A 25,357-nucleotide genomic window follows, 5' to 3' on the forward strand; every position below is an offset into this window, starting at 1 on the left:
GCGCAGTCGAGTGATAGCGCTATCATTATGGTGCCGATGCTGGCTTGGCAACTGGTTATCGCGCCTTGCCTTTTCCCGGCCGGTGGTCAGCCCAGCGCCGCTTCCCGCTGGGCGTTGGCGATCGTCCCGCCGATCCTAGCAAGGTGATCGGCCTGGCTGGGCATGGCCTGTGCTGCGCGCCCAATCAGGTCACGCATGCCGCGCAGCATCTGGTCCAGTTCCAGCGGGCGCAGGCTTTCGGTCAGCGGATCGTGGGCCTGGGGCATGACGCCCTGGCCGAGCAGCACCGCCAGCCAGCTGGCGTCTTGAAACAGATCGGTTTCGCGTGACAGCAGCCGCCCGCTGCGGCGGAACATGGCGATCTTTTCCGCCAGCGAATCCGGGATCGCGCCGGTCCGGCACTGGTCCCAGAACGGTTCCCCTTCGCGCTCGTTGGCGTGATAGTGCAGCACCAGAAAATCGCGGATACGGTCGTATTCGTTGGCAATCTGGCGGTTGAACTCGGCCATGGTCATGGGGTCGAAGCCCATGTCGGGAAACCAGTTGAGCAACTTGGCCACGGCAATCTGGACCAGATGGATGCTGGTCGATTCCAGCGGCTCCAGAAATCCGGCCGAAAGGCCGATCGCCACGCAGTTCTTGGCCCAGCTCTGCACCCGGCGGCCGGTGGTAAAGCGGATCAGGCGCGGATCGGCCAGCGGCTGGCCATCCAAATTGGCCATCAGCGCGGCATGGGCCTGGTCATCGCTCCAATGTTCGGCGCTATAGACCATGCCGTTGCCCATGCGATGTTGCAGCGGAATGCGCCATTGCCAGCCGGCCTCATGAGCGGTCGAGCGCGTATAAGGGCGCATGAGATCAACGCAGTCGGTCGGCACGGCCAAGGCCCGATTGCACGGCAGAAAGTGCGTCCAGTCTTCGAACGGCACGCCTAGCGCCTCGCCCAGCAACAGGCTGCGCAGTCCGGTGCAATCGATGAACAGATCGCCATCCAGCATGCCGCCATCGTCCAGCCGCAGACTGGCGATGCGGCCGCACTCGCCGTCGAGCACGACCTCTTGGATCAGCCCTTCGCGGCGCTCCACCCCGCGCTCTTCGGCCAAGGCACGCAGATGCTGGCCATAGAGCGTGGCATCGAAATGATAGGCATAGGAAAATGTCGAATAGACCGAGCGTGGATCGCCATCGGGCTGCCGCATCTTGCCGGCATAGGCGGCCTGTTCATTGAGCGAGAACGCGCCGAGCGGGGTATCATCACCCAGCGCCTGGGCGCGCAACCAGTGCTGGTGGAATTGCGTGCCGCCAAAATCGTTGCCCTGCCGGCCGAACGGATGGAAATAGCGGTGCTCCCTGGCGCGCCAGCCGGCAAATTCGATGCCCAGCTTGAACGTACCCTTGGTCGCCTGGAGAAACGCCGCCTCGTCCAGCCCGATAACCTGGTTGAACGTCTGGATCGGCGGGATGGTCGCTTCGCCCACCCCGATCGTGCCGATGGTTTCGGATTCGACCAGCGTAATGCGGCAACGGTGCGGGGCAATCGTGCGCGAAAGCGCGGCAGCCACCATCCAGCCAGCGGTGCCGCCACCGGCGATGACGATGGAACGGATGTGGGAAGGCGCGGTGTCGTGCGGCATGGGGTGATCCGATCGGTCAGGCCGCGGCCTGGCAATGGCGGGCAAGGTAAAAGCGGTGATCGGGTGCAGACCGGCCCATGCGCGTCAGATCCTCGCGGCGGCGGGCCATGTGCGCGCGCAGCATGTCGATCGGCAGCGCGTCGATCAGCGGATCGTGGCGCTGCGGCCAGACGCCATTGCCCAGCAGGATCGCCGCCCAGCTCGGCTCTTGATAGGATTCCCCATCGAGCAGCGGGATCTTGCCCGTCGCGTGCCAGCTATCGAGCTTTTGCTGCAGGGTATCGGGCAGGTCCATGGCGCGCGCGGCCTGCCAGAACGGCTCGGGCCGCTGCGACACGCAATAGTGGGCGATGATGAAATCGCGGATGCGGTCCCATTCCACCTGGCACACGCGGTTGTATTCGGCCGCCACGCGCGGATCGAAATGCTTGTCAGGGAAAAACTCGATCAACCGGCCAATGCCGTTCTGGATCAGCTGGATGCCGGTGGATTCCAGGGGTTCCAGGAACCCACTGGCAAAACCCAGCGCCACGCAGTTGCGCTGCCAGAATGCCTCGCGCCGCCCGGCGGTAAAGCGGAAGCGGCGCGGATTGGCCAATGGCGCGCCGCCCAGGCTGCCGAGCAACGCGTCTTCTGCCGCCGCATCGCTCATGTAGGCCGAGGCATAGACGATGCCGTTGCCTTCGCGGTGCTGCAAGGGAATGCGCCATTGCCAACCCGCCGCCAGCGCGGTGGAGCGGGTGAACGGCGCGGGCGGATCGTGCCGCGCCGATGGCACCGCAATGGCGCTGTCACACGGCAGCCAGTGCGACCAGTCGACATAGGCCGTGCCCAGGCGCTTGCCGATCAGCTCGGCGGCAAAGCCGGTGCAATCGACGAAGAATTCGCCATCCACCACCTGCCCATCGGCCAGGTGCAAGGCGCGGATATGCCCGGTCTGCGGATCGAGCGGCACATCGACCACGCGGCCTTCCACCCGCGTCACGCCCCAGCTTTCCGCCAGGTTGCGCAGATAGCGGGCATAGAGCACCGCATCGAAATGATAGGCGTGGGAATAGCGTGGCTGCCGCGGATCGGCCGGCGTGAACTTGCCACGCTGCGCCAGAGCATAGGGCGCGGAATAGTCATCGATCGGTGCGGCTTCGCCCGATCGGGCCAGGCGCAGCCAATGATGGTGCGGGGCAATCCCGCCGATCGGCTCGCCATAATCGCCAAAGCCGTGGAAGTGGGTATTGCCCACCTGCCCCCAATCGCAGAACTCGATGCCCAGCTTGTAGCTGCCCATCGTCGCCTGCAGGAAGGCATGCTCATCCAGGCCAAGCCTGTCGTTGAACAGGCGAAACAGCGGCACGGTCGCCTCGCCCACCCCGATGATCCCGATCTCTTCGGATTCCACCAGGGTAATGCGCAAGGGTTGCCCATCGAACGCCTTGGCCAGAAGCGTGGCCGCCATCCAACCGGCCGTGCCACCGCCCAGGATGGTGATCGATCGGATCGCTGCCTCGTTCATCACATCCTCTTCCCCGTTCCGGCCCCGGTCTCATGCGCCTGTGCGGAACAGGGGCATGAGATAACCGGAGCCGGCCGTGTGGAGCAAGATACCGCCGCGATCAGAACTTCGAGCGGACCAGGAACGCGATGTGGCGGTCGGTTTCTTCCCAGGCATAGCGCGGGTGCAGGCTGGCCGGGCCAACATCGATATAGGTCTTGGCCTTGAGCAGGTTCTGCGCCTGGAGGCCGACCTTGAGATGGCTGTTCACATCGACGATGAACGACGCGTCGAGCTGGCCATAGGCTTCGTTCCACACCGGCTGGTTGACGTTGGCACCGTTGGCGTTGGCCAAGTATTCCGAGCGCCAGTTGTAAGCGAGGCGCGCCGAAATCCCATACTTTTCATAGAGCAGAGCCGCGTTGAACGAATGCTTGGACAGGCCCTGCATCGGCAGGTTGCCCGGCAGCAGGCTGCCCGGCGCCAGCTGCGGGTTGGACGGGTTGCGCCCACCGGTGCTGGCGATGAACGTATAGTTGCCGTTGAAGCCCAGGCCCGACAGCGCACCGGGCAGGCTATCGAAGAACATGGTGTAACCCGCTTCCACGCCCTTGATCGTGCCATGCCCGCCGTTGACCGGGATGTTGACCTGGAAATCCTGCGTCACGCCATTGCGCGTCAGCGTAACGGTCGATGCCTGGGGGCTGATGTAGTTCGACACGTCCTTGAAGAACGCGGCCAGCGTTACCGCATTGGCCTTGCCGAAATAGTATTCGAAGCTGGCGTCAAAGTTCCAGGCGCGGATCGGCTTCAAATAGGGGTTGCCGCCGGTCAGCGTACGGGGGGCGACCACCGCCGGGGTGAAGCCGTCCGCCTGGAAGGTATAGGCATAGGTCTGGTTGGCCTGCAGGTCGGTGAAGCTGGGGCGATAAATCGTCTTGCCCACCGCAAAGCGCAGGATGGTCTTGTCGTTCAGATAGAACCGCGTGTTGAGCGTGGGCAGAACGTCGGTGTAGCTGTTGCGCGCGTCGACCGGGGTCTTGCTGCCATCGCCCACGAACGTGGCGGCATTGACCAGCGCCTGGCACGCTGCCGCGCCATTGGTGGCGATACACGCCGCCGCCGTCTGCGAGTTGGACGAAGACGAGCTGAGCGAGGGCAGGAAGATGGCGCCAACCGCCGTGGTGCGGGTGCGGATCACGCGGACGCCGATGTTGCCATCGAACCGGCCGAGCAGGCCGCTGTCTTCGCCAAAGCTCGCCATGGCATAACCGGCCAGCGTCTTTTCGGTCTGGGTATTGGTGCCATAGGCGTTGTTGTTGCCAGCGCTGCCATTGAAGGCCGCATCGGTCAGCGGCGACCAGCCGCCATTGCCGCTCTGCGTGGTAACCAGATACTTGTAGGCATTGGCTGCCCCCTTGTCGAGCAAGCCAACCGAAGGGAACCAGCCGCCCGGCACATTGACGTTCCCGCCCATGAAGTTGCCGAAATTGAGGCGCGTGGTCTGGCCCGGCAGGCCCACGTTGCCCGGGTCCTGGTTAAGGTAGATCGGCGTGCCGCCACCCCAATAGGCGGTGCTGAGCAGGCCCCAGTTGTAGTTGGTCGATTGTGTGACCAAGTCCTTGGCAGTGTTGCGCAGGCCAACCTTGAACGACTTGAAGAAGTTGCCGTCATCGAGCGTGTAGGTCACGTCGGCACGCTCCGCCCACGAGGAGGCGCGGTTGTTCTCGTTGTGCTGCATGGCAGCGTACCAGAAATAGTTAGCCGGATCGCTCAGGCTCAGGCCATTTTCGCTGAAGGTGAGGCTGGGCCGGTCACCAGTCAGGTTGAACGCCACGTTGGGCCGGCCGCCGTTCAGGCCGAAGCCGTCGAACGCGGTCATGCTGTAAACGCTGGCGTGCGAGTTGACGTGATCGACATCGACGCTCACCGTCAGGTGATCGGTCGGCGTCCAGAACATGCTGCCATAGAATTCGCGGGTGACCTTGTCCTGCTGGCCAACGCGGCTGTCATAGACCAGCTGCGCGTTGCTTAGCGTGCCCGAGGCCAGGGTGTGCTGCGGCCCAGTGAAGGTGAAGCTGGGATCGAGGCTGAAACCGCCGTTCTGGTCGTTGATCTGCACGGCATTTTCAGCGTCACGCGGCGTCACCTTGGCAATCATGCCTTCAAAGGTGAACAGCAGGCTGGACGACGGCTTAACCTGCAGCACCGCGTCATACGAGTGGCGCACCTGCGTCCATTCGACCGAGCGATAGCCCAGGCCACTGGGCAGGGCCACGGTGGTGCCGGCCGGGAGACCCGATTGCGCCGCTGGCAGCGTTGTCGTGCTGATCGATCCGGTCTGGATCGCATCGGTGCGGTTGCCGGTCTTGCCGGTGGATGCGGAAAGCTGCAGGCCGATCTGGGTGCCGCCGGGCGTGTCCCAGCGGTGGCTTACCACGGCATTGCCCGAGAAGAAGCCTTCCTTGCGCTTGTCGGCATAGTTCCAGTCACCCGAAACGGCGACGAAGTTCTTGCTGTCGAGCGGCTTGCGCGTGCGCAGGTCGACGATGCCGGCAATGCCGCCTTCGACCATGTCGGCCGACGGGGTCTTGTAGACGTCGACCGCGCCCATCAGGTCGGGCGAGACGTCTTCAAAGCTCAGGCCACGGCCGCTGTTGGCCGAGAACACGTCGTGGCCATTGATTTCGCTGCGCGTCCAGGAAAGGCCACGGATGAACACGCCGCCACCTTCGGCCGGCACGCGGCCGGGGTCGCTGCCTTCCAGGGTGTTGACGTCACCGGTACGCTGCAGAGTGATGCCGGGCACGCGCTGCAGCGCTTCAGAAACGGTGCGGTCGGGCAGCGCGCCGATGTCCTGGGCAGAGATCGAGTCCACGATCACCTGCGAATTGCGCTTGGTGTTGAGCGCGTTGCTCAGCGAGCCGCGAATACCGGTAACGATGATAGACGGCACGTTCGGCTCATCGGCAGCGGCGGCCTTGCCGGCGTCTGTGGCGGCAGCGGCTTCCTGCGCATGGGCGGTGCCGGCCACCAGCGAGGCGGCCATCACCATGCTGGACGTGACAAGAAAACCGATCTTGCGCGCATTGCGGCGCGTGCTGCGCCCGAAAACGTTGTGCATAACCCCTCCCAATTAAGGCTATCTCTAAAGAAATGTATTTTTTACAGATATTTCCATGCCGATCTCAGCGTTGTGAGAGACGCGCGGCAATGGCGAGAAACAGATCTATTTCCCTTAGAGCCCCCTCCTGATTGCTCCGTGTGTCAGAGCACCTCATCTGCGTTAACGCTACCATTTCAACACACGATTCGCAAACCGGATTATTGCCAAATGCCCGCCTTGCTGCGGGCTTGCCGCTGGACAGCCGCATTCGGCAACAAATCGGCAATTTATGCCGCTTTGCATCATTTGTTTTAATTCAATCACTTAGAATTATCGTATCAATGAGATAACTAGGATTTATCGCACGCTCTTTTGCAGTGCGAGAGGCGCAGAAAATGGCCTCGCGATAGCGCTAAAACGATTGCATGACTGTTGCAAAGCCGCAACGGTTGCCCACTATTCGTGCGTGGTCACCGCAAGCGCGCGTAGCGAAAATGGCGTGACCCGTTCCCCCGCATTGCGCGGGCTGGCCGGGTACGGATTAACCGGCGCGAGGCGCGATCAACGTGGCGTCGGATGCGCGCAGCACCAGCGAGAAATCGACCCGCACATGGCGCGGCGCGCGCGCCTTGGGGTCAAACACGCTGTCCACCAGCAGGCGCACGGCTTCGCGTGCCATATCGGCCACTGGCTGCCGCGCGGTGGTGAGTTCCGGCCAGACATTGGTGGCCGATGCCGTATCGTCGAACCCGCAGACCGATAGCTGGCGCGGCACGTCCAGCCCCATACGGTGCGCCGCGGCGACGGTGGCGGCGGCCATGTCGTCGTTGCTGGCAAAGATCGCCGTGGGTGGCTCGTCGAGCGAGAGGAGCGCCAGCGCGCAATCCATGCCCGAACGGAACGTGAAATCGCCGGTGGTTTCCAGGCGCCGATCGCCATCGATGCCCGCTTCGGCCAAGGCGCGGCGATAGCCGTTGCGGCGCAGGGCGCTGGCGGTCTGGTTGGGCGCGCCGCCGATAAAGCCGATCCGCCGATGCCCCAGCCCGGTGAGCCGCGCGGTCAGCGCATAGGCGGCCGCCTCGTCATCGATGGTTACGGCATGGGCCAGCGGCGAAGGTGCCCCGGTGGCGACCTGCGCCATGACGAGCCCGGCGCGGTTGATGCATTCCAGCAGCAGCACATCGTCAGACAGGGGCGGCGGCAGCAGCACGGCATCAACGCGGTGCGACAAGAGCTTGGCTGCCAGCGCTTCGCGGCTGGCCTCTTCCTCGAAATGCTCGACCAGCAACTGCGCGCCCATGGCGTTGGCCTGCTCGTTCGATCCGACCAGGAACTCGCTGAGATAGGCCGAACTCGGGTTGGAATGGAGCAGGCCGATGCGGCACTGCCGGCCGCCGGCCAGGCTGCGCGCGGCAAGATTGGGGACATAGCCCAGTTCGGCAATGGCCTTTTCCACCTTGGCGCGGGTGGCCTCGTGCACTTTGGGATCGCTGTTGACCACGCGCGACACCGTCATCGGCGAAACCTGCGCCAGGCGCGCGACATCGGCCACCGTCGGCCCACGCGCCCCCCGGCGTTGCCCACGCTTGACGCGGCCGTTGTCCTGATCAGTCATCCCCGCCGTCCTAAGCCCGGCCAATGCGGCATGCAAGCGAAACGGCCAACCCGATACCAAATTGATACCGCTATCGCGCGGCGCGTATCGACCAGGCGAGAGACGGGGCGATCAGGGTATCGGCATGGTGAACGGGCTCAGCGGGCTGCCATCGGCATCGAACAGGTTGGCCACCGGGCTGTCTGCCCAGAGATACCGCAGCGTCACGTCACCAGTGCGCACCGGGATGGCCACCGTATCGGGGGCGTCAAGCTTGGCCGGGGCAAACCGGCAATGGCCTGCCGCATCGCACAGTTCAAAGCCGATCGGCACGGCATCGCCGATCACCCGCAATGGCCGGTTGAAGCGCAGCCGCACCTGGTCGCTGCCCTCGCGCAGCACCACCGGCAGCGCGGCAACCGGCTTGCCGGCCAGGGCCTGGGCCAGCCGTTGACCCACCGGCTTCTTGCGCGTGGGGTGGATATCATCAGGGTCACCTACGTCGATCGCCACGGCCAGGCCGGCGTCGGGATCGCTGGCCGCTACCTCGCGCTGCGCCTCGCGGATCCGGGGCCAGAAGGCATCGGTTGGGCCAGCCACCAGTGGCCCATAACCGGCAATCTGCACGATGCCGAAAGGCCGCGTGGCAAAGCGGCTGCGCCAATCGGCGATCAGCGCGCGCAGCAAGCCACGATAGCCGGCTGCATCGCCGGCATTCGATTCCCCCTGGTACCAGGCGATGCCGGCCAGCGGGATATCGCCCAGCGGGGCGATCATGCCGTTGTACAGCGTGGTGAGCCCGCTCGCCGCGATCCATGGCGGCATCGGAATCTTGCCGGCGCGCGCCAGCGGCATGCCCTGCACCACCTGCCATCCGGCAATCGGGATGCTGCCATCGGCCAGTTCCAGGGCCGGCAGGCTATCGCCATGCAGGCCGCCGCCGCTGCCGGTATCGAGCACGTTGACGGTGATCGTATTGGTGCCGGCGTGCAGGCTGCCGGCCGGCAGCATATAGTGGCGCTGCGTGTTCCAGCCCACGCCCGCGCCCACCGCCACGCCGTTGACCAGCGTCTGGTCGATATCGTCGACCACGCCCAGACGCAGCGCGCGCGCCGCCCTGGCCTGTTGCGCGCTGAGCCTGACCGTGGCGGTATAGGTGGCGGTGCCGTCAAACCGGGCATAAGCCGGATCGCCCCAGTCTTCCCACAGCTTGCCCACGTCGGCGCTGCGGGCCGCGCCCTTCCCCGCCGTGCGCGCGAAAAAGGCACGCAACTGCTTGCCCCAGGCCTGCTCGGCCGCAGCCGGATCGCGCCGGCGCAGGGCCAGCAGCTCCAAATCATCGTCGTGCCCACCGGCTTGGCGCACGGCCGCCGGTGACATCCAATCCTCGATGATCGAACCGCCCCACGATGCCGCGATCAGGCCCACGGGCACCTTGCGCGTCGCCTGAAGGCCGGCGCCCATGAAATAGCAGACGGCAGAAAAATCAGGCGTGCTTGCCGGGCCAGCCGGCGCCCAGGCTACGCCCGCACCGAATTGCGGCTGCGGTGTCAGGCTGCTTTGCTTGGGCACGTTGAACAGGCGCAGATCGGGATTGGCGCTGCCCGCAATCACCACGTCGGCATTGGTGGCGTGGCGCAGCGTGAACTCCATGTTGGACTGGCCCGAACACAGGAACACGTCGCCAAATGCCACATTGGCAAGCTGCGTCTGCTGCCCGGTCGACGTGGCAAAGCGCAGGCGGTGGCCACCGCCCGCAGCCTGCGCAGGCAAGGCAATCTGCCATGTTCCATCGGCCGCCACGGTCGCGTCGGGCAGCGCGCCCCCGTCGAGGCTGGCATGGACCACGCTGCCCGGCTCCCCCATGCCGCGCAGGGGCACCGGCTTGCCCCGCTGCAACACCACGTTGTCGGTCAGGACCGGCGCCAGGGCAAAGGGCGCGGCCTGCGCCGCCACCGGCAAGGACAGCAGCGGAAAGGCGGCGGCAACAACGGGCACAGCAAGGCGAAATGGACGCATGGCCGACAGGGCTCCTCTCTTACGGCCAGCCCAGCACCATCGTCATAGTGGCTAGCGGCGGTTTGCTTGTCGCGGAATTGTTAGCGCTATCTTGACGGCATTTCGAGCGCAAATTATGCCTCGTCCCCGCAAACAAAAACACAACGGCAAAGGCCAGGCAGCGCACCGCTCGCCCAGCCACCGCCAGGGAAGGAGAATGTCATGCCTGGAATCCCGTTCCGTGGCGCGCGCCGGTTGGCCTGCACTACCCTGGCCAGCGTCCTGGCGCTCGGCGTGGCCGCGCCGCTCCACGCGCAAGCGCCGGCTGCGGCCAACGCCGCCGCTACGCCGCTGGCGAGCGGGCCTTATCACTGGCAGACAGTGCCATTTGGCGCGGGCGGTTTTGTCGACGGGTTTCTCTATCATCCGCGCACGCCGGGCATTCTCTATGCCCGCACCGATATCGGCGGCATGTACCGCTTTGATTTCGAGAACAAACGCTGGATTCCCCTGCTCGATCACCTGGGCCGCGACGATGGCGATCTGATGGGCATCCTGAGCTTTGCCGTTGATCCCAACGCGCCCGACCGCGTCTATGCCGCTGCCGGGCTTTACCTGTCGCAGTGGAGCCGCAAGGGCGCGATCCTGCGCTCAGACGATCGCGGCCGCACCTGGCAGAAGACCGAACTGCCGATCGGCGTAGGTGGCAACAGCGACGGGCGCGGCACGGGCGAGCGGCTGGCGGTCGATCCGCGCCAGGGCGACGTGCTCTATTTCGGCTCCAACCGCGACGGCCTGTGGAAGAGCACCGATCGCGGCCTTACTTTCGCCCGCACCGGCGCGAAGGTAGGCGGGTTCAGCCTGGTGGCGGTCGATCCCGCGACGCCTGGCCAGGTCTGGGCCGGATCGACCGATGGTACCGGCGCGCTGATGCTGAGCCGCGATGGCGGCGCCAGCTTTTCCGCCGTGCCGGGCCTGCCCGCGATGGTGCCGCAACACCTGGTGTTCGGCCGCGATGGCAGCCTCTATGTCACCTTTGCCGGGGGCGACCAGGCCAGCACGCTCAACCCCAGCAATATCAAGACCGGCGCCGTGTGGAAGCGCGATGGCCGCGATGGGCGCTGGCACGATATCACCCCCACCCAGCCCGCGCCCGGCCTGCCTGGCGGCTTTTCCGGCGTGGACCTGGCCAGTGACGGCACGCTGGCGGTCTCGACCATCGATCGCTGGGCGCCGGGCGATGATATCTACCTTTCGCGCGATGGCGGGGCGCACTGGGACGCGCTTTCGGCCCATGCGCGGCGCGATCCCGGTGCCTATCCCTGGCTGATCGATTACATGAAGGGCCGGGACACCATGGGCCACTGGCTGGCCGATTTGAAATTCAACCCGTTCAAGCCCGACGAGATGATCTATGGCACCGGCTATGGCCTGTGGATCAGCCGCAACCTCGCCTCGGCCAAGCCGGGCGAGCCGGTGGCGTTCGATTTTACCGTCGCCAATCTGGAAGAGGCCGCCACGCTGCAGATGGCCTCTCCCACCGGCGGCGCGGCCGTGCTCGCCGCCTTTGGTGACGTGGGCGGCGGCGCCTGGGAAGACCTGGCGCGCACCCCGCCGCGCAAGGGCCTGTTCACCCCGGCAAGCGAGACCAATTTCAGCATCGACTATGCCGGGGCCAAACCGGGCAGCATGGTGCGCCTCGTCGATCATGGGCCCAGCTTTGGCTATACCACTGTTGATGGCGGCGCGACGTGGACACCGTTTGCCAGCGCCGCCTTTCACCCGCCCGCCCCTGGCGGCGATGGACGCAGGCCGGGCGTGGCAGCGATTTCGGCTAAAGCCACCACGCTGGTCTGGGCGCCGGAGAAGGACGGGCTCTATGTCTCGAAAGACATGGGCAAGACCTGGCAGCCTTCCACCGGCATCGCCGCGCGGGCGGATACGTCCTATCTGCCCGTGGCCGACAAGGCCGCCGATGGCCTGTTCTATGTCTATGACCAGGCCAGTTCGGCGGTTCTCGCCAGCGGCGATGGCGGCAGCAGCTTTACCACCCTGATCGCAGGCTTGCCCAAGGTGGAAAGCTGGCAGAAGGGCACGCTCGCAGTGGTGCCCGGCCGGGTGAGAGACCTGTGGCTGGCGCTGCCGATGGGGCTGTTCCATTCGCCCGACAGCAAGACCAAGGTTACCCAAATGCGCAAGGTGACCGAGGCCTGGCTCGTCAGCTTTGGCGCGCCGGCGGTCAAGGACGCGTATCCCGCGGTGTTCCTGTGGGGCAAGGTCATGGGCCAGGAAGGGCTGTGGCGGTCTGACGATGCCGGGGCAAACTGGGTTCGGATCAACAGCCCGGACCAGCAGTTCGGCACCCTGCGCGCGATCGCGGGCGACATGCTCGATCCCGGCACGCTCTACCTGGCGCCGCATGGGCGCGGCATCATGGTGGGCATGCCGGCCAACAAGCCGCTGCCGGTGGCCGGCGCGGCGGCGCCAATGGCCGCAACAGCCCCGGCCACTCGCCAGATCATGGTGGACGTGGCGCGCGATGGCGGGCCGATCGATCGCTTTTTCGATCTCTCGATCGGATCAGACTATCCCGGCACGCTGCGCCGCCCGGAAAACATGGCGCAGCTCAAGATTGCCAGCGAAGAACTGGGCTTTCGCACCATCCGCTTCCACGACATTTTCCACGATGCGCTGGGCACGGTAAAGCGCGTCAATGGCAAGATCGTCTATGACTGGACCGCGATCGACGCGCTCTATGATGATCTCAAGGCGCGGCACTTGCGGCCCTTCGTGGAACTGGGCTTTACCCCCGATGCGCTGAAAACCTCTGACCAGACGATCTTCTACTGGAAAGGCAATACCTCGCACCCGCAGCCCGGCCCGTGGCGCGATCTGATCGACGCCTTCGTGCGGCACATGATTGCCCGCTATGGCCAGGACGACGTGCGGCAATGGTATTTCGAGGTGTGGAACGAGCCCAATCTCGCCGGCTTCTGGGAAAACGCCGACCAGCAGGCCTATTTCGGTCTCTATCTGCTGACTGCCAGAACCATCAAGGCGATCGATCCCCGGCTCAGGGTCGGTGGCCCGTCCACCGCGGGCGCGGCCTGGGTGCCCGAACTTCTCGCCGCAGTGAAAGCCAAGGGCGGCACGATCGATTTCGTCACCACCCACACTTATGGCGTGAATGGCGGGTTTCTGGATGAAATGGGCAAGGACGATACCAAGCTCGATCCCAGCCCCCAGGCGATCACCGGCGATGTGCGGCGTGTGCGCCAGCAGATCGACGCCTCGGCCTTTCCCGGCTTGCCGCTTTATTTCACCGAATGGAGCACCAGCTATACCCCGCGTGACCTGGTGCACGATTCCTACGTCAGCGCGCCCTATATCCTGTCCAAGCTCAAAAGCGTGGAAGGCGCCGCGCAAGGTATGAGCTATTGGGTCTACTCCGACCTGTTCGAGGAGCCGGGCCCGCCAACCACCGAATTTCACGGCGGCTTTGGCCTGATGACCAAGGATGGCATCCGCAAGCCGGCGTGGTTTGCCTACAAATACCTCCACGCCCTGCAGGGCCGCCGCGTGCCGGCTGACGACGCGCAAAGCTGGATCGCGCGCGACGGACGCAAGGTGGCCGCCGTGGTGTGGGATTTCGAGCAGCCCGCCCAGCCGACCAGCAACCGCAGTTTCTTTGGCAAGCTGGTGCCCAATCATCCGGCGGCGCCGGTGCGCCTGGCGTTCAGCCACCTCGCGCCCGGTCGCTATCGCTATACCCTGCATCGCACCGGCTATCGCGCCAACGATGCCTATTCCGCCTATATCGACATGGGCGCGCCCGAGCGGCTGACCCCGGCCCAGCTTGCCAGCCTGGCCGCACTGGCCCAGGACAAGCCCGAAGCGAGCGAGACGGTGACCGTCAGCGCCGATGGCCAACTGATGCGCGACGTGGCGATGCATAGCAACGATGTCACGCTGGCGACGCTCGAACCGGTGCAGTGACCATGCGCAAAGCGGCGCGGAAAGGATCGCTCCCTTCCGCGCCGCCGCGCTGGTTCCGTCAATCAGCCCCGCGTTGCCGCGCTCAACCGGCGGCCAAGCGACAGCGCGACCACGCCGGCAACGATGGCACTGGCCCGGGGATGGTTGCGCACCAGCTGCTCGCCGCGTTCGATCAGCACCACTGCCCGGTCGATCGCCCGGTCGATCGTCTTGCCGACCAGGCCTTCCACGCGGCCTTCGATGCGGCGGCTCTGGCCGCGCAGGCGGGTGCCCTGGTCACCGGTAACCGTGCCGATGCCCTGCTCGATGGTGCCGGCAGCTTCCTTGATCGCGCCGGAAATGCGATGTTCGTTCATGATCATGCTCCTTGCGTTGGAACGTTGGTCAAAGTCGTGATGGCTTGGCTCAGGCGTGGTTGCGGCGGGTGGCGGCAACACCCCCGGCGGCGGCAGCGCTGGCGCCCAGCATCATCACCACGAACAGGGCAAAGGCCGTGCCGGCGGCCAGATCGGCGCCCTTGCTGCCAGCATCGATCGCGGTATCGATCGCGGTATCGATCGCGCTCTGCTTGGCGGCCAGGAACTGCTGGCGGGCCTTTTCGACGCGGGCCATGGCTTCGTCGGGCGAGATCTTGTTCTGCGCCGCCACGATCATCGCTACGCGCTGTTCGGCCGCGCGCCCCTCTTCACCGCCCTTGGCCATGGCCGGCAGTTCCGCCACGATCGCCTTGCGGCCCTGTTCCGGCGTCATCGCGGCCGGATCGTTGGGCGTGGTATCGAGCAGCGCAGAAACCTGCGCGTCGACATCGGCCTGGTCCACGCCGGCCGCCTTGGCCACCGTGGGCGTGACCGCGCTGGCACCACTGGCCGCTGCCGTGGCCACGCTGCCCACCGCGCGGAACGCCCCGCCAACGATGCCGCCCACCGCCGAAGAAAGCAGGTAGAAGGTCAGCAACAGGGTCAGGCCCCAGATTGCCAGGCCATGCATCACGCCATCGACCGGGCGGCGGCTGCGCGATACCAGCGTGGCGCCATAGGCACCGGCGGCCAGCGCCAGAATGCTGCTGACCGTCCACCAGACCAGCGCGCCCAGGCCAAGCCCGCCGGCGCTGGCGCCGCTCGCCGAACCGGGGTTGATCGCGGAAAAGCCGATGCCGGCGCCCAGCAGGCCCAGCGTCACTTCAATGGCCAGCGCGATCACGGTGCCGGCCATCAGGGCCGACCAGTTCATGCGCGGGGCAAGACGGTCTTCAATGCGACCGTCGATCATGGTCGTTGCCATGCAAATCTCCTGCGGGAAGAAAGGTATCTTCGTGTGGTGGTGGTAAGAAAGGCGCGGGGCGCGCGTTATGGGCGGGCAGACTTGCGCACGGCCTTGGCCTGCACCTTGCCGGCCAGCTTTTCCGCCGCGCCTTGGGCACGGGTCTGGTCATTGCCGGTGATCTTGCCGATCGCTTCCAGGATCGAGCCCTTCACCTGGCGCACTTCGCCTTCGATGCGGTCTTCGTTCATGGGAACCTCCCATCACGTAGCGCGACCATCGCGCCGATGATGGAGAGATAGGCCGCCCCAATCGCCCGCGAGAGATGCAGAAGTACCAAATCGTATGGTACAAACTGGCCAAATCGGCGGGGCGGGTTTGGTGCTGGCGGCCGTTCTGCGAAACATCAAGCGGGACCCCGGATCAAGTCCGGGGTGACGAAGAACATCTAGCTATAGATTGCCGTCACCCCGGACTTGATCCGGGGTCCCGCTATCCTTTGAGTCAGCGGATCGGGCGCTGCAGCGGGTAGCCGCGCTCGCGTGCCCACAGCACCGCTTGCGCCCGGCGGTTGACGCCGATCTTGGCATAGACCCGCGCCACGTGGTTGCGCAGCGTGTTGCGCGAGACGCCCATTTCGCGGGCGATCGTGGCATCGTCGCCGCCTTCGCACAGCAGGCTGAGCACTTCCTTTTCGCGCCGGGTCAATTCGCTGGTTTCGGCAGGGCGCTCGCTGCCGTGCGGGGCGCGCAGGTTGGCGAGCTTTTCCACCACGGTGCGGCTGAACCAGTTGGTGTCCTTCATCACCGCCTCGATCGCGCCGATCAGTTCCAGCTCGCTGTGGCGGCGTTCGTGAATGTCCTGGATCACCCAAAGCGTGCAGGTATCACGCCGCAGTGGAATGGCTGCGGCCGAAACCAGGCAGTCGGTTACCCCGCCATCCTTGCCGCGTACTTGCGCATCGCGCCCGCGAAAGGCGCTGCGTTCGACCAGTTGCTCGGCCACCGACGGCAGGAACGTGGCATCGGCCCACAGCTTGAGCGCGGGCATGGTCTTGCCCATCGCCTCGTCCGATGACCACCCGGTCAACTGGTGGAACGCATCGTTGGTATCGCACAGCGTGTGATCGCCGCGCGTGGTGATCGCCATGGCCACCGGCGCGAGGCGGAACGTGGTGACAAAGCGTTCTTCGCTGTGGCGCAGTTCGTTTTCGGCCTGGCGGCGCGGCTCCAGGTCGGCAAACGAGAACAGCATGCAGGGCTCGTCGCCCAGGTCCACCGGTTGCCCGGCCACGATCACCAGCTTGCGCCCGCCATCGGGCAATTCCAAATCGGCCTGCATCTGCGGCACGGTGCGCGCTTCGCGGATGCGCTCCTTGGCCGTGTCGATATCGGCCGCGTCCTTGAGCACGTCGATCTCATAGAGCGTGCGGCCCAGCACTTCGTCCTTCTGGTAGCCGGTCAGATCGAGGAAACCCTGGTTGACCTTGACATAGCGCAGGTCAGACAGCCGCATGATCACCGCCGGCGCGGGGTTGACGTTGAACGCCCTTTCAAAGCGCAGCTCTGCTTCATACCGCAAGGATACGTCCTGGATGATCAGCACCAGCAGATCGGGCGTGCCGCCAGCGTCCGACAGGATCAGGCTGCGGATCTGGTGGATCCAGCGCGGCTCGTCCTCGCCTTGCGGGATTACCTCGACCACCACCTCGTCGAACGCCTCGCCGGCGATCACGCGATCGAGCGGATAGTCACCGCGCTCCAGGCGGTGGTTGTTGCGATAGCGCAGCTGGAAGCGGCGGCGATAATCGTCAACGTCCGCGCCCAGATCTGCCAGCCGTTCCACGCCATGCATGACAAGGGCTGCGGGGTTGGCCCAGACGATGCGCTGCTCCGCGTCAACCAGCAGCACCCCCTCGCTCAGGCCGCCAATGATGTGGCGCAGGCGCTCCTGCTCGATCGACGGGTCTGCCGCTTGTTTGTCCATGGGCGCTTCAATGCCCCAGGGCGCAGGCCGATCCCGGCGTTTTTCGGCCTAGTCGAACAGCCGGTGCGGCAGGCGCCAGGCAAGGCCGATGCACGCCAGTTGCAATGCCGCGATCACGGCCAGGGCGGCCATGGCGGGCGGGGCGAATGCCCTTGCGCCGGCGGCAAAATAAAGGCTGCCGACCAGGGCCACGCCCAATGCCGCGCCAAACTGCTGGCTGGTCTTCAACAGCGCGCTGGCCGCCCCGGCATGATCGCGATCGACGCGCGAGACCACCACCGGGCCGACGCAACCCGAGGTCATGCCCATGCCTGCGCCTGCCAGCATCAGGCACAGCCCCACGGCAAGCCAGGGCAAGTGCGCCATGGTAATCCCCCATAGCACCAGCGCGGTTGCCGGCAACATCACGCCTGCACCCAGCACCAGCACCCAACGGCCGAGGCGGGGCAGCAGATTGCGGCTCATCACCCCGATGCCGAACATCGCGCCAAGCCCATAAGGCACGTGGAGCAGCCCGGTGAACAGCGGCGTCTGGCCGCGTTCGGCCTGCATGGCAAAGGCAAAGACCAGCAGAAAGCCCGCGCCCACCGCGCCGAACACGATGGCCAGCGCCAGCCCCTGGCGAAAGCTGGCGATGCTGAACAGCGCCGGATCGAACAGCGCCGGCCGCCCGGCACCCACGCGTTTGCCGGCGTGGCGCCAGGCGAGCACGCCCAACGGCACCACCGCCACCAGTGGCCACAGCATGGCGCCGCCATGCCCGGTTTCCGCCGCGCCGATCAGCGGATGGAGCAGCGCCGCCATGGCCAGGCCGAACAGCGCCATGCCCACCAGGTCATACCCCGCCGGCCGGCCCGAACGCGCCTCGGGCAGGAATACCAGCCCGGCGATCACCGCGCCCACCCCCACCGGCAGGTTGATCAAGAATACCGCGCGCCAGCCCAGATCGAACAGGTTGGCCTCGATCAGCAGGCCGCCCAGCACCGGCCCGGCAATGGCGGCAAGCCCGCCGATCACGCCGAACAGCGCCATGCGCGACACCCGCTCCAGCGGGGAAAACATCACCTGCACCATGGCCATCGCCTGGGGCGCCATCACCGCCCCGGTCGCGCCCTGCAACAGGCGCGCCGCCACCAGGGCAGTGCCGGTATGCGCCAGCCCACAGGCGGCCGATGCCAGGGTAAAACCGGTAACCCCCACCAGGAACATGCGGCGATAGCCAAAGGTATCCCCCAGCCGCCCGCCAGCCATCAGCAGCACGGCAAAGGCCAGCGAATAGCCCGCCACGATCCACTGCGATGCCTGGGCATCGGCACCCAGGCTGGCCTTGATCGCCGGCAACGCGGTGTTGACGATCGTCATGTCGACGATCTCGAGCACCAGGGCAATGATCAGGGTGGCAAGCGCAAGGGTCTTTTGGCGGTGGGTCAGGCTATGGGGGTCGATCACGCTCAGATCTTGCCTTCGCGCAACATCGATACGGCGGCATCGGCCGCGCGCGCGGTCAAGGCCATATAGGTGAGCGACGGGTTCTGGGATGCCGAAGAGCTCATCTGCGCGCCATCGGTGACGAACAGGTTGGCCACGTCGTGGGCCTGGCTCCACTGATTGAGCACGCTGGTCTTGGGATCGCGGCCCATGCGCGCGCCGCCCATCTCGTGGATGGAACTGCCGCCCGCGCCCGGCCGGTCAAAGCCCATGATCACATGGCCGCCGGCCGCCGTCAGCATTTCGGCTGCATCGGCCTTGGCCTGGGCAAGGGCGGCATGCTCTTCCTTGCCATAGGCAAAGTCCACCTTGAGCTGCGGCAGGCCATTGGCGTCGGTCTTGGCGCGATCAAGCGTGAGGCGGTTGGTCGGCCGCGGCACGCAATCGGCAAAGGTCACCAACACCATGCGCCACGGCCCGGGCTTGCGCAGCGTGTTCTTGTAATCGGTGCCGGTGCCCGCCAGCCGCTTGCCCTGCGTCCACGTGCTTTGCAGCGCGCCACCCTGGAACGAATAGCCGCGCGTGTGGCCAATGCCGTCCAGCGTGTCCATGTTGCGGTAGCGCGGGATGACGATGCCGGTCGGGCGATTGCCGAACGAGGTATGGCCCTCGAACCCCGGCATGATCGCCGCGGCCGAGAGGGTATTGGCGTGGTCCATGATGTGCGTGCCCAGCACGCCGCTGGAATTGGCCAGGCCCTGCGGCATGGCATCGGTGGCGGAATTGAGCAGCACGTGCACCGAATTGAACGCACCGGCGTTGAGGAACACCAGCCGCGCGCTCACGGTCTTGTGCACGCGGGCCTTGGTATCGAAATAGCGCACGCCGCGCGCGCGCTGGGTCGCGGGATCGAAATCCACCGCCTCTACCACGGCGTCGGTGATCACGGTCAGGTTGCCGGTGGCCATCGCGGCAGGCAACGTGCTCGATTGCGTGGAGAAATAGGCGCCATACGAGCAGCCGCGCGCGCAGATCGAACGATACTGGCACGGCGCGCGCCCTTCCTCGGTCTTGGCCTCGGTCAGGTTGGCGGTCCGCCCCACGGTCAGGCAGCGTTCGGGCCAGCGCTTGGCGATTTCGGCGCGGGCGTGCTGTTCCACCACGTTGAGCGCCATGGGCGGCTGGAACTGCCCATCGGGCAATTGCTTGAGGCCTTCGTGCGCACCCGAAACGCCCACGAAGCGCTCGACCTTGTCATACCACGGCGCCAGATCGGCATAACGGATCGGCCAATCGGTGCCATGCCCGTCGCGCGCATTGGCGCCAAAGTCATAGTCTGACCAGCGATAGCACTGCCGCCCCCAGGTGAGCGAGCGCCCGCCTAGTTGATAGCTGCGAAACCAGGTGAAATCGGTGCCGTCCCCGGTCTGATAGGGGTTCTGCGCGTCGTTGACGAAGTGGCCTTCGGTAAATTCGTTGAAATGGCGGTTGAGCATCTGCACGGGATATTCGCGCTCGTACAGGGCGGTATCGCCCTCCCCGCGGAACGGCATCTCCCACGGCGCCTTCATCTCGGTGTCATAGTCCTGCTGGTGCCGGATCTCGCGCCCCCGCTCGATCATCAGCACCTTGAGCCCGGCCTGGGTCAGCTCCTTGGCCGCCCAGCCGCCGCTGATCCCCGAGCCCACCACAATTGCATCGAAATTCATGGGATAATCCTGTCTGCTCATCAGCCGAAGTCGATCGCCGTCCAGTCGCTGGAATAGGCGCGCGTGGTGGGCGTCACGGGCACGTCGGGGTCCCACCGGCCGGGCACGAGTTCATAGTTGAGTTCCTTGGAACCGCCGATTTCCGAGGTGTAATAGCCTGTAAGGACAAGGTTCTTGATCGTGTGCCAGGGCTGCGCCAGCGGCGCGTCGGCAAAGGCATCGCGATCCAGGCCCGCCACGGCCGCCTGCCGCGCCGGCAAACCGGCATGGGCAAAATCACCGCCGGCGCGGCGATCGAGTTCGAGAGCCAGCCAGCGCGCATGGTCAAACCGTCCATCGGCGCTGGAAAAGCCCTCCAGCCCCGGTGTGGTCACCGGCTGGTGCGCGCCGCCCAGCCCGTGCGCCAGGCCCAGCAAGACGAAAGCGCCTGCGCCCACATCCCCCGCGCCCGCCGTGTCGGTACGCGGAATGACGATCTGTGCCACATCGCGCATCAGGCCCTGGTAGCGCACGATGTTCGCGTCCTGCGGCGCAGAAGCAGCGACGGCTGCAGCGGCCGGCCCAACGGCAAGGCCCAGCAACACCAACCCGGCGAGGAAATCCCGGCGCTGCCATCCCGTATCGGCTGGATGTGGAGAATCGGCGGCGACAGTCATGCATCCTCCCGGTGTGCGATCGTGCGGGCGCCAGCGCGGCACGTGCGCCCGTTTAATTAGAATTTCAATTATTGTTCTGCATCGTGCCTGTCAAGCCTGCCCCGCCGACACAAATGGGCAAACGCTTGCATGACAGGCACTTGATCGTGGCGCGCTCAAAAGCCCATCAGCTGGCGATTGAGCGCGCGATCGGCCCCACCCGCGGCGAAATCATCAAACGCATGCTCGGTCACGCGAATGATGTGGCGGGCAATGAACGGGGCGCCTTCGGCCGCGCCCTGTTCGGGATGCTTGAGCGCGCATTCCCATTCCAGCACGGCCCAGCCGGCGAAATCGTATTGCGCCATCTTGGAAAAGATCGCGGGGAAATCGACCTGCCCATCGCCCAGGCTGCGAAACCGGCCGGGCCGATCGACCCAGGCCTGATAGCCGCCATAGACGCCGCTGCGGCCGTTGGGGCGGAATTCGGCATCCTTGACGTGGAAGCAGGCGATGCGTTCGTGATAGATGTCGATGTAGGCCAGGTAATCCAGGCACTGCAGCACGAAGTGGCTGGGATCATAGAGGATCTTGGCGCGCGGATGGTTGCCGGTGCGTTCCAGGAACATCTCGAACGTCACGCCATCGTGCAGGTCTTCACCGGGATGGATTTCATAGGCGGCATCAACGCCATTGTCCTCGAACACATCCAGGATCGGCTTCCACCGTCGCGCCAGTTCGTCAAACGCATCCTCGACCAGCCCCGCTGGGCGCGCCGGCCAGGGATAGAAATAGGGCCAGGCCAGTGCCCCGGAAAAGGTGGCATGGGCCGACAGGCCCAGGCGCCGGCTGGCGATCGCCGCCTTCTTCACCTGGTCCACCGCCCAGGCCTGGCGCGCGGCCGGGTTGCCATGCACGGCAGCCGGGGCAAAGGCGTCAAACTGCGCATCGAACGCGGGATGCACCGCGACCAACTGTCCCTGCAAATGGGTGGAAAGCTCGGTGATCGCCAGCCCCTTGTCAGCCAGCATGCCTTTCACCTCGTCGCAATAGGTCTGGCTTTCCGCAGCAAGGTCGAGATCGAACAGGCGCTTGTCCCAGCTGGGGATCTGCACGCCTTTGTAGCCCAGCCCGGCCATATAGGTGCCGATCGCATCCAGGCTGTTGAACGGGGCGGCGTCGCCGGCGAACTGGGCCAGGAAAATGCCCGGCCCCTTGATGGTCTTCATGGTGTCAGGCTCCGTCAAACAGTCAGGGGCACCCAGCCGGCACCGGCGCGGCTGGCAGAAACGGCAGTGGCGATGAACGCCATGCCGCGCAGCCCATCGTCCAGGCCGGGCAGCAACGGCGCAGGTTCGCCCCGCAGCTGGGCGGCAAAATCGCGATAGAGATTGGCAAAGGCCTCGAGATAGCCTTCGGGATGGCCAGCCGGCGTGCGCGTGCGGGCCAGGGCATCGGGGCCCAACTGGCCACTGCCAGCGTGAACGATCTCGGTGCGCCCGTCCAGCTTGGTCAGTTCCAGCATGTTGGGCGTTTCCTGGCGCCAGGCCAGCCCGCCGCGATCGCCATAGAGCCGGATGCGCAGGCCGTTGCGCTCGCCCACTTCGATCTGGCTGGCCAGCAGCACGCCGCGCGCGCCATTGTCGAAACGCAGCAGCACCGTACAGTCATCATCCAGCGCGCGGCCCGGCACCACAGTGCCCAGATCGGCCAGTAGCGAGACGACTTTCAGCCCGCTGATGAATTCAGCCAGGTGAAACGCGTGAACCCCAATGTCGCCGATGCAGCCGCCCAGCCCGGCGCGCGCGGGATCGACGCGCCATTCGGCCTGCTTGCCGGTGGCCTCTGTCGCAAGCCAGCCCTGGGGATATTCCACCACGATCTTGCGCACGGTGCCAAGCGCGCCAGACGCCACCCGCGCCCGCGCCTCGCGCACCAGGGGATAGCCGGAATAGGTATAGGTGACGCCGAACGGCAGCCCGGCGGCGCGCACCAGGCCAGCCAGTTCGTCTGCCTCGTCCAGCGTGGCGGTCAGCGGCTTGTCGGTCATCACCGGCAAGCCTGCGGCCAGCGCCGCGCGGGCGGCGGGCAGGTGGTGGTGATTGGGCGAGACGATCGCCACGAAATCGATGCCATCGGCCCGCTCGCGTTCGGCGGCGAACATCGCCTCAAGCGTGGGATAGGCGCGTTCCGGATCGACGCGGTAGACATCGGCGGCAGCCTTGCCACGCGCGGCATCGCTGGAGAAAACCCCGGCAACCAGCTCGATCTCACGGTCCATTTCCGCCGCATAGCGGTGCACCGGCCCGATGAAGGCGCCTGGCCCACCCCCGATCATGCCCATTCGCAGACGCTGCAAGTCACTCTCCCCGCGCAGTTTCGTTTGTAATCCAAATTCTAGTTTGATAGGGCCTGCGTCGTCAAGCAGGAATGGCCGCGGCTGAACGGCCCCGACGGGAGAATATCGAATGCAGCTCGCCCGCAAGTTTTACGGCTCGCTCACGCTCAAGCCCCAGGGCGCCACGATGATCGTGGCGGGCTTCCTGCCGGTCTTTGCCATCATCGCGATGTTCCCGGTGGTTGCCGCGATGATCACCCATTTCAAGAACGTGCCCGATGCCGCCATCCGCGTGCCGGCCATGGTCACCGCACCCGGCTATGCCATTGCCGTGCTGGCGCCGTTTGCCGGGCTGTTCGCCGACCGCTTTGGCCGCCGGCCGCTGCTGCTGATCTGCACGTTTTTCTACGGTATCGTCGGCACCTTGCCGTTCTTCCTGGAAAACCTTGACGCGATCTTTGCCACGCGCCTGCTGCTGGGCGTGTGCGAGGCCGGCATCCTCACCATCGTCAACACCCTGATCGCGGATTATTGGGAAGACGGTCAGCGCCGCAACTGGCTGATGCTGCAAGGCCTGGTTGGGCCGGCATTCCAGTCGCTGTTGTTCCTGCTGGTGGCGGCGGTGGCGGCATGGCGCTGGAACGGCAGCTTCCTGGTCTATCTCATCGCCCTGCCGATCTTTGTCGCGATGTACCTGTGCATTTTCGAGCCCGAACATCCGCAGGCCAAGACGCTGCAGGCCGGAACGCCGGCTGTGCCCGCAGCAGATGGGCCGTTCCCGTTCGGCACCGCCTTTCTTGTCGGCGGGCTGACGCTGTTCTGCTCGGTTCTCTATTACGTGTTCATCGTCAATGGCAGCATCGCCTGGGCGGAAGTGGGCGTGACCAACCCGATGGCGGTCAGCAAGGCCACGTTCGTGCCCAGCTTCTTCATCCTGGCCGGATCGGTGCTGTTCCGCATCGTCTCGCGCTTTGGCAATGCGGTGCAGATCGCCACGTTCCTGCTGCTGTTCGCCCTGGGCCTGGGCGGCGTGGGCCTGGCGCATTCGATCCTGGAAATGCAGCTGGCGCTGGCGGTGCAGCAGACCGGCGCGGGCATGGCCGTGCCGGCGCTGATCGCCTGGGCGCAGACCAAGTTCTCGTTCCGCCATCGCGGCCGGGGCATGGGGGTGTGGACCAGCTGCTTCTTCCTGGGCCAGGCCGTCTCCCCGATCGTGGTGGGCCTGGTGGCGCGCGGTGCGGGATCGATGCAGGGGGCGTTCCTGGTCGCCGGCGTGGTCGCGCTGATCGCCGCCATTGCGGGCGGCGTCCTGGGCCTGCGCCGGCCAGCAGCGTTGCAGCCCGCTTGAGCGCGGCAGCCACGCGGCGCGCCGGGCTTGAGCTTGAGCCAAGCCTGGCGGCGTCCTGTGGCAGCGGTATGACAGGCCGGTTGGCGTTCGCCACAAATGCCTTTAAGGCGCAGAGGGATGCGCGCGCCGTTTCAGCGTGTGCCAGCATGGGGTTGCCTTGATGCCGCAGGACATGTCCGCCTTGGCGGATGCCGTCGAATTGTCGCTTGAATCCATGGGCCGTGCGCCGTTGCAGGGGCGCAGCAAGGCCTCGCTCGAGCGCATGCTGGCCACCGCGCGAACCCTGATGGTGGAGCGCGGCAACGAGGATTTCACCCTTCAGGAAGTGAGCAGCCGGGGCAAGGTCTCGATCGGGTCGATCTACCTGCGGTTCGAGAACAAGGACAGCCTGGTGCGCGCCGTGCTCTATCGCGCGACGCAGACGCTGGCGCAGGAAGAAGACACGATGCAGGCCGCGCTGGCCGCCTCGTGCGCCACGCTCAAGGAATTCGTGCCCCACTATGTCGAGGCCTATTCCGAAGTGCTGCGCCGCAACGCGCCGCTGCTGCGGTTGACGATGATGCGGGCCGAGCACGACCCGCCCATTTCCGCGCTGGGCAAGCGCGCCGCGCTGCTCGCCGAATCAAAGGCGCTGGCGGCGTTCATGCGCTATCGCGATGAAATTGCCGGGCCAGACCCGGAAATGTGCGCCAAGGCCGCGCACCACATCATCTTTGCCACCCTTGCCCGCCAGTTGAGCCTGGGTTCGAGCAGCGAGTCGGTCACCAACTATGACTGGAACGTGCTCAAGCGCGAGCTGGGGCGGATGTGCACCGCCTATTTCGCGGCGGCCTGAG

17 protein-coding genes are annotated in these 25,357 nt (G+C 65.7%); 3 read left to right on the plus strand and 14 right to left on the minus strand.

Annotation, left to right across the window (positions count from 1 at the left end):
• Positions 1-86 precede the first annotated feature (86 nt).
• From C8K14_RS01705 to C8K14_RS01725, 5 genes are all read right to left on the minus strand, one after another.
• The gene (locus tag C8K14_RS01705) at positions 87-1,634 is read right to left on the minus strand and encodes a tryptophan halogenase family protein (RefSeq protein WP_107715427.1); all 1,548 of its coding nucleotides are present in this window, start codon (positions 1,632-1,634) and stop codon (positions 87-89) included.
• Between the two features lie 16 nt (positions 1,635-1,650).
• Positions 1,651-3,144, minus strand: coding sequence for a tryptophan halogenase family protein (locus C8K14_RS01710; RefSeq protein WP_107715428.1), 1,494 nt, complete (start codon positions 3,142-3,144; stop codon positions 1,651-1,653).
• Positions 3,145-3,244: 100 nt separating this feature from the next.
• The gene (locus C8K14_RS01715; RefSeq protein WP_233250848.1) at positions 3,245-6,247 is read right to left on the minus strand and encodes a TonB-dependent receptor; all 3,003 of its coding nucleotides are present in this window, start codon (positions 6,245-6,247) and stop codon (positions 3,245-3,247) included.
• A 523-nt stretch (positions 6,248-6,770) separates the two neighbouring features.
• Positions 6,771-7,844 carry a LacI family DNA-binding transcriptional regulator gene (locus C8K14_RS01720; protein WP_107715429.1) on the minus strand — a complete coding sequence of 358 codons (1,074 nt, stop codon included), beginning with the start codon at positions 7,842-7,844 and terminating at the stop codon, positions 6,771-6,773.
• Between the two features lie 111 nt (positions 7,845-7,955).
• Positions 7,956-9,842, minus strand: coding sequence for a sialate O-acetylesterase (locus C8K14_RS01725; protein ID WP_133726740.1), 1,887 nt, complete (start codon positions 9,840-9,842; stop codon positions 7,956-7,958).
• Between the two features lie 201 nt (positions 9,843-10,043).
• On the opposite strand from C8K14_RS01725, the gene C8K14_RS22970 reads away from it, so the two are divergent.
• Positions 10,044-13,817 (plus strand): hypothetical protein, encoded by a 3,774-nt coding sequence (locus C8K14_RS22970; protein ID WP_233250849.1) that lies wholly within the window; start codon positions 10,044-10,046, stop codon positions 13,815-13,817.
• Positions 13,818-13,879: 62 nt separating this feature from the next.
• Here the strand turns inward: C8K14_RS22970 and C8K14_RS01735 are convergent, their stop codons facing one another.
• The 9 genes from C8K14_RS01735 to C8K14_RS01775 all read right to left on the minus strand — a co-directional run bounded on the left by C8K14_RS01735 (position 13,880) and on the right by C8K14_RS01775 (position 23,179).
• Entirely contained in the window at positions 13,880-14,173 is a 294-nt protein-coding gene (locus tag C8K14_RS01735; protein WP_133726741.1) for a CsbD family protein, read from the minus strand.
• A 49-nt stretch (positions 14,174-14,222) separates the two neighbouring features.
• Positions 14,223-15,098, minus strand: coding sequence for a hypothetical protein (locus tag C8K14_RS01740; RefSeq protein WP_166643324.1), 876 nt, complete (start codon positions 15,096-15,098; stop codon positions 14,223-14,225).
• Positions 15,099-15,163: 65 nt separating this feature from the next.
• Positions 15,164-15,328, minus strand: a complete 165-nt coding sequence (locus C8K14_RS01745) for a CsbD family protein (protein ID WP_082349925.1) — start codon at positions 15,326-15,328, stop codon at positions 15,164-15,166.
• Between the two features lie 253 nt (positions 15,329-15,581).
• On the minus strand, positions 15,582-17,063 hold the full coding sequence (locus tag C8K14_RS01750) for a PAS domain S-box protein (RefSeq protein ID WP_107715432.1): 1,482 nt from the start codon (positions 17,061-17,063) through the stop codon (positions 15,582-15,584).
• A 48-nt stretch (positions 17,064-17,111) separates the two neighbouring features.
• Positions 17,112-18,512 carry an MFS transporter gene (locus C8K14_RS01755; protein ID WP_107715433.1) on the minus strand — a complete coding sequence of 467 codons (1,401 nt, stop codon included), beginning with the start codon at positions 18,510-18,512 and terminating at the stop codon, positions 17,112-17,114.
• A 2-nt stretch (positions 18,513-18,514) separates the two neighbouring features.
• Positions 18,515-20,200: a GMC oxidoreductase gene (locus tag C8K14_RS01760; protein WP_107715499.1), complete on the minus strand. Its 1,686-nt coding sequence runs from the start codon at positions 20,198-20,200 to the stop codon at positions 18,515-18,517.
• A 20-nt stretch (positions 20,201-20,220) separates the two neighbouring features.
• Positions 20,221-20,856: a gluconate 2-dehydrogenase subunit 3 family protein gene (locus C8K14_RS01765; RefSeq protein WP_107715434.1), complete on the minus strand. Its 636-nt coding sequence runs from the start codon at positions 20,854-20,856 to the stop codon at positions 20,221-20,223.
• 155 nt (positions 20,857-21,011) lie between these two features.
• On the minus strand, positions 21,012-22,064 hold the full coding sequence (locus C8K14_RS01770) for a sugar phosphate isomerase/epimerase (protein WP_107715435.1): 1,053 nt from the start codon (positions 22,062-22,064) through the stop codon (positions 21,012-21,014).
• Positions 22,065-22,078: 14 nt separating this feature from the next.
• Positions 22,079-23,179, minus strand: coding sequence for a Gfo/Idh/MocA family protein (locus C8K14_RS01775; protein WP_054131292.1), 1,101 nt, complete (start codon positions 23,177-23,179; stop codon positions 22,079-22,081).
• Positions 23,180-23,303: 124 nt separating this feature from the next.
• On the opposite strand from C8K14_RS01775, the gene C8K14_RS01780 reads away from it, so the two are divergent.
• A complete protein-coding gene (locus tag C8K14_RS01780) occupies positions 23,304-24,521 on the plus strand; it encodes an MFS transporter (RefSeq protein WP_107715436.1) in 1,218 nt (405 codons plus the stop codon).
• 172 nt (positions 24,522-24,693) lie between these two features.
• Positions 24,694-25,356 (plus strand): TetR/AcrR family transcriptional regulator, encoded by a 663-nt coding sequence (locus C8K14_RS01785; protein WP_231627601.1) that lies wholly within the window; start codon positions 24,694-24,696, stop codon positions 25,354-25,356.
• Position 25,357: the final 1 nt, after the last annotated feature.

It is taken from the genome of Novosphingobium sp. GV079 (assembly GCF_003058045.1).
Taxonomy (GTDB): domain Bacteria; phylum Pseudomonadota; class Alphaproteobacteria; order Sphingomonadales; family Sphingomonadaceae; genus Novosphingobium; species Novosphingobium capsulatum.

Excerpts from the sequence above, each read along its gene's own strand:
- C8K14_RS01705 (WP_107715427.1), bottom strand. The coding sequence starts at position 1,634 with ATGCCGCACGACACCGCGCCTTCCCACATCCGTTCCATCGTCATCGCC.
- C8K14_RS01710 (WP_107715428.1), bottom strand. The coding sequence starts at position 3,144 with ATGAACGAGGCAGCGATCCGATCGATCACCATCCTGGGCGGTGGCACG.
- C8K14_RS01715 (WP_233250848.1), bottom strand. The coding sequence starts at position 6,247 with ATGCACAACGTTTTCGGGCGCAGCACGCGCCGCAATGCGCGCAAGATC.
- C8K14_RS01720 (WP_107715429.1), bottom strand. The coding sequence starts at position 7,844 with ATGACTGATCAGGACAACGGCCGCGTCAAGCGTGGGCAACGCCGGGGG.
- C8K14_RS01725 (WP_133726740.1), bottom strand. The coding sequence starts at position 9,842 with ATGCGTCCATTTCGCCTTGCTGTGCCCGTTGTTGCCGCCGCCTTTCCG.
- C8K14_RS22970 (WP_233250849.1), top strand. The coding sequence starts at position 10,044 with ATGCCTGGAATCCCGTTCCGTGGCGCGCGCCGGTTGGCCTGCACTACC.
- C8K14_RS01735 (WP_133726741.1), bottom strand. The coding sequence starts at position 14,173 with ATGAACGAACATCGCATTTCCGGCGCGATCAAGGAAGCTGCCGGCACC.
- C8K14_RS01740 (WP_166643324.1), bottom strand. The coding sequence starts at position 15,098 with ATGGCAACGACCATGATCGACGGTCGCATTGAAGACCGTCTTGCCCCG.
- C8K14_RS01745 (WP_082349925.1), bottom strand. The coding sequence starts at position 15,328 with ATGAACGAAGACCGCATCGAAGGCGAAGTGCGCCAGGTGAAGGGCTCG.
- C8K14_RS01750 (WP_107715432.1), bottom strand. The coding sequence starts at position 17,063 with ATGGACAAACAAGCGGCAGACCCGTCGATCGAGCAGGAGCGCCTGCGC.
- C8K14_RS01760 (WP_107715499.1), bottom strand. The coding sequence starts at position 20,200 with ATGAATTTCGATGCAATTGTGGTGGGCTCGGGGATCAGCGGCGGCTGG.
- C8K14_RS01765 (WP_107715434.1), bottom strand. The coding sequence starts at position 20,856 with ATGACTGTCGCCGCCGATTCTCCACATCCAGCCGATACGGGATGGCAG.
- C8K14_RS01770 (WP_107715435.1), bottom strand. The coding sequence starts at position 22,064 with ATGAAGACCATCAAGGGGCCGGGCATTTTCCTGGCCCAGTTCGCCGGC.
- C8K14_RS01775 (WP_054131292.1), bottom strand. The coding sequence starts at position 23,179 with ATGGGCATGATCGGGGGTGGGCCAGGCGCCTTCATCGGGCCGGTGCAC.
- C8K14_RS01780 (WP_107715436.1), top strand. The coding sequence starts at position 23,304 with ATGCAGCTCGCCCGCAAGTTTTACGGCTCGCTCACGCTCAAGCCCCAG.
- C8K14_RS01785 (WP_231627601.1), top strand. The coding sequence starts at position 24,694 with ATGTCCGCCTTGGCGGATGCCGTCGAATTGTCGCTTGAATCCATGGGC.